The organism is Kitasatospora sp. NPDC093558, from assembly GCF_040683475.1.
GTDB lineage: Bacteria > Actinomycetota > Actinomycetes > Streptomycetales > Streptomycetaceae > Kitasatospora.
In genome coordinates this window covers 1-3293 of sequence record NZ_JBFBDY010000667.1, presented here as the reverse complement: position 1 = coordinate 3293, position 3293 = coordinate 1, and the positions used below count along the sequence as shown (strand labels likewise).

The window sequence follows — 3293 nt, the reverse complement described above, 5'->3', positions numbered from 1 at the left end:
CATCGACACCACCCGCTTCCGCCAGGGGTCCGGCCGGCTCCCGCCGCCGAGCGCATCCGCGCCTGCGCCGGCCCGCGCTGTGGCGCCCTCTTCCCCGGAGATGAAGCCGGCCGGCTCCTTGACTCGAATTTCGCCGGTCAGCGGCGGGGCGGGTGCAGTTCGCCGGAGCCGCGGGCGATACTGCGACGGGGGCGAGCTGTCCGCCTACCGACCCACGGCCGTCCGCCACCGGGCCCGTTGCCGCCCCGCTCACGCACCACCCGCACCAGGCCCTCGAACTGGCGCACCCGCAGACCTGTGAACGTCTCCACCCACACCGGGTCAGCCCGCAGCACCCCACCCATACAGGAGAAATGCCCCGCCATTGACCTTCCGCAACAAGCTTTAGACGGCCTGGCACTGGCAGTGGCCGCCCTCGGCCGCCCGCCGACGAACGGTCTCCACGGCCAACCGCTCCCGGGCCTCCGCCAGATCGGCAGCCAGCCTCTCGACCGTCCGCCGCAGGTCGGCCACGCTCTCGTCCCTCATCTCCTGCTCCTTCGGCTTGGCCCGGTGGAGGGCGTGGCGGCCCCGGGAGCGCCGTGCTGGTTTCGATACCGGCACCGGTTCGGGCCATTCCTGTCCGGCGCCGGCATAGCGTCGCTCCTGTACAGCGTCGATCGGCTGGCGCTGGAAAATGTCTCCTGCGCCCATCCGGCGAAGGTTCGCCGCACGACGCTCCTGGGCAGCCTCGACCTCCTCGCGCAAGGCTTCCCGAGAGTCGGGAATCAGCTCCTCGGTCACCTTTACCAGCCTGTCCGCGACGTCGAGGCGAGGGCGCGAACGCAGCGACACGATGACCTCCGCGACCGCTTGCAGGGACAGCCCCCAAACGGTGCGCGCGAAGACCGGCTCCGCGATGTCCGGGAACTCGCTCAGCTTGGCCAGCAGTTCTGCGGCGACTCCCGCCGGGCGACTCCGAGTAGTCCGGGCGAGAAGTTCGCAGCCATGCTCACGAAGGTCGGTGGCGAAGAGCTTTCTGCCCATCCGCAGGATCTGGTCGACCGTCATCCTCCGCTCGGCCTCCTCGAGACACCGACCGGCGGACTCGCCACCGGGCGCGTCCAGCGCGCGCATCAGCTGCGTCACCTCCTCGGGCGCGCGCAGGAGGACGAAGTTCCCCGTGATCAGTGCGGCGTGCGCGGAGAGGTCGACCGCCCGGAAGCCCCGCACCAATGCCGCCGCGTCGGCTGCGCTCCGGAATTCCGCGGCATACTCCGCGGCAGCCTGGATCCTCGCGGCACCGTCTGCGAAGCCCAGACCCGACAGCACAGCGACAATCGTCCGCGGCTGCCCGTAGCGATTGAGCTCGTCGAACATCTGATCGGCGAGCCAGGCCAGTCGGCCCTGCGACAGTTGACGCAGCAGTTCGGCTGTGTCCTGCGACCGACGCTGCTGGACGACGAGCACGACCAGCCGTCGACAGAGCTCGGGCAGCCCCGCGTCCTCAAGGCCATCCGCCACTTCGACGAGGGCGGCGATCTCGCGTTCTTTCGCCATGACGTCCAGACAGCGCCCAACTGTAGAGGACAGGCCGCGCCGTAGGTTCAGTTCCAGCAGCAGCGAGATCACGTCGTCCGGGCTCCGGACGGCGACCGCGGCCATCGCCACGGTGTCGCCGGGCTCCGGGTCCTCAACGGCCTTGTGCAACTGCACGGTCAGCTCCACCACCTCCGGCCAGGACTGCAGTTCCACCCAGGTCCGGATCACTGTCGCGGTGTAGTCGTCGAGCCCCCGCGCCGCGAACGCGCCGATCAGTTCGGTCACATCGGAGACGGTCCTGCCCAGGACGGACGCGGGGAGTGTCGCCTGCGCCTGCTGCGGCCGACCGGCCTCGTGCAGGGCGACGAACAGATCGACCGCGTCTCCGAGAGGCCTGTGCCGGCCTGCCGAGCGGATCAGCTCCATGGCCACCGCCAGTTGCCGGTCGTCGGCTGCAGCAGCGAGGCCCACCAACTCGCCGACCGAGGCGCTCTCGGCGTTCGACAGCAGGGACACGAGCCCTCCGGCAGCCGGTACCCGCTCGGTCACCAGGAGCTGCCACATCAGCTGTCGACACTGCTCGGTCAGTCGCAGCCGCCAGTCCCGTTCACGGAACAGTTCCTCACGCAGCTCGTCCACCTCATCGCGCAACCTGTCGCGTTCGGCCTCGACGCGTTCATACTGCGACAACTGCCAGGCCAGCTGCGCCGCTTGATCCGAGGAGCCGCGCTCTCGCCTGAGCCGGTCTAACTGCTCTTGATTCTCCCGCAGTTCCTGCTCGCGTGCCTGAAGTGCCCCCTGCAGCTCCGATTCTCGCGCCAGACAGTCCCGAACCTCCTGCTGAGCTTCCTCCAGCTGCGCCTGCGTCTGCTGGACGGGTCCTCCGCCATTCAGGGCTCGCTGGCGCAGGTGCAGCAGCGTCGCCTGCTCCTCGTCGTCGACCCGGGCGCCCGCGGCCGCCAGATCCTCGAAGAGGTCCTCGAGGAACCGCTGGGTCGGGATCCTCTCGCCGCTCAGGTAGCGGCAGATGGCCGAGGCCGTGATGTTCCTGCGTTTCCCGTACACCCGGTAGCTCACCCGCAAGGAGTCGAACAATGGCCGCAGACGCGACGCGAAGTCCACTCGCTCCACCCCCAGGTCTCCGCGGACCACCAACGTCCCCGGGGTACTGCCCTCAGCCACTGCACCGTCCTTCAATGTCAACTTCAGTGCCCTGCGCGGTGAACGGTGAACGGGCTCCAACACGCAGGACAACGGCATCCACCACCACTGTCCCTGATCGGCACCCGCGCCAGAGGCCAAAAGGCCCGTTGCCACCCCAATCGTCAACACGTGGAGTTGACACCCGGAACGTCAACGCGTTGCCGCTCCCGCAACGCCTCCCGCTGCTCCCACGCTGGGAACACCGCTAGCAGCGGACCCACCGCCCGGCAAAGCCGGGCCTTACAAAAGGACCAACCATGTGCGACCCCAACCACCACCACCGCCGCCGCCCCCTCGCGGACGCGACCCACGAAGCCCGGGCCGCGGTCGTGATCGTGGTCATCCTCCTGGTGATCCGATCGCCGCACCTGAGCCCGAACGTGCCGGTCCTGGCGACCATCGTCGCGGGGATGTTCGGTCTCCGACTGAGGCCGTCGCGGCGCTCACGGGAGCTGTAACCGCTGTCGAAGCGACACCCGTCGCCGCGATTGCGGGCAAAAGGCGCGAGGGATCAGCGGTGTTCCGGGTTATCGAATTCGCAGCGGCCGCCCGCGGCCCCCCGCGGCGGC

General features: G+C 69.3%; 2 protein-coding genes and 1 pseudogene. 1 reads left to right on the top strand and 2 read right to left on the bottom strand.

Going from position 1 to position 3293, the window contains the following annotated elements:
- Positions 1-212: 212 nt before the first annotated feature.
- Both AB0O00_RS33445 and AB0O00_RS33440 read right to left on the bottom strand, forming a co-directional pair.
- Positions 213-344: pseudogene (locus tag AB0O00_RS33445) on the bottom strand (IS5/IS1182 family transposase); the annotation flags it as partial.
- A 40-nt stretch (positions 345-384) separates the two neighbouring features.
- Positions 385-2643 carry a hypothetical protein gene (locus AB0O00_RS33440; protein WP_363658251.1) on the bottom strand — a complete coding sequence of 753 codons (2259 nt, stop codon included), beginning with the start codon at positions 2641-2643 and terminating at the stop codon, positions 385-387.
- Between the two features lie 338 nt (positions 2644-2981).
- Between AB0O00_RS33440 and AB0O00_RS33435 the strand changes: the two genes are divergently transcribed.
- The gene (locus AB0O00_RS33435) at positions 2982-3182 is read left to right on the top strand and encodes a hypothetical protein (RefSeq protein ID WP_363658249.1); all 201 of its coding nucleotides are present in this window, start codon (positions 2982-2984) and stop codon (positions 3180-3182) included.
- Positions 3183-3293: the final 111 nt, after the last annotated feature.

What these genes read in the sequence shown, in the direction of transcription:
- AB0O00_RS33435 (WP_363658249.1), top strand. Translation starts at nt 2,982, where the DNA reads ATGTGCGACCCCAACCACCACCACCGCCGCCGCCCCCTCGCGGACGCG.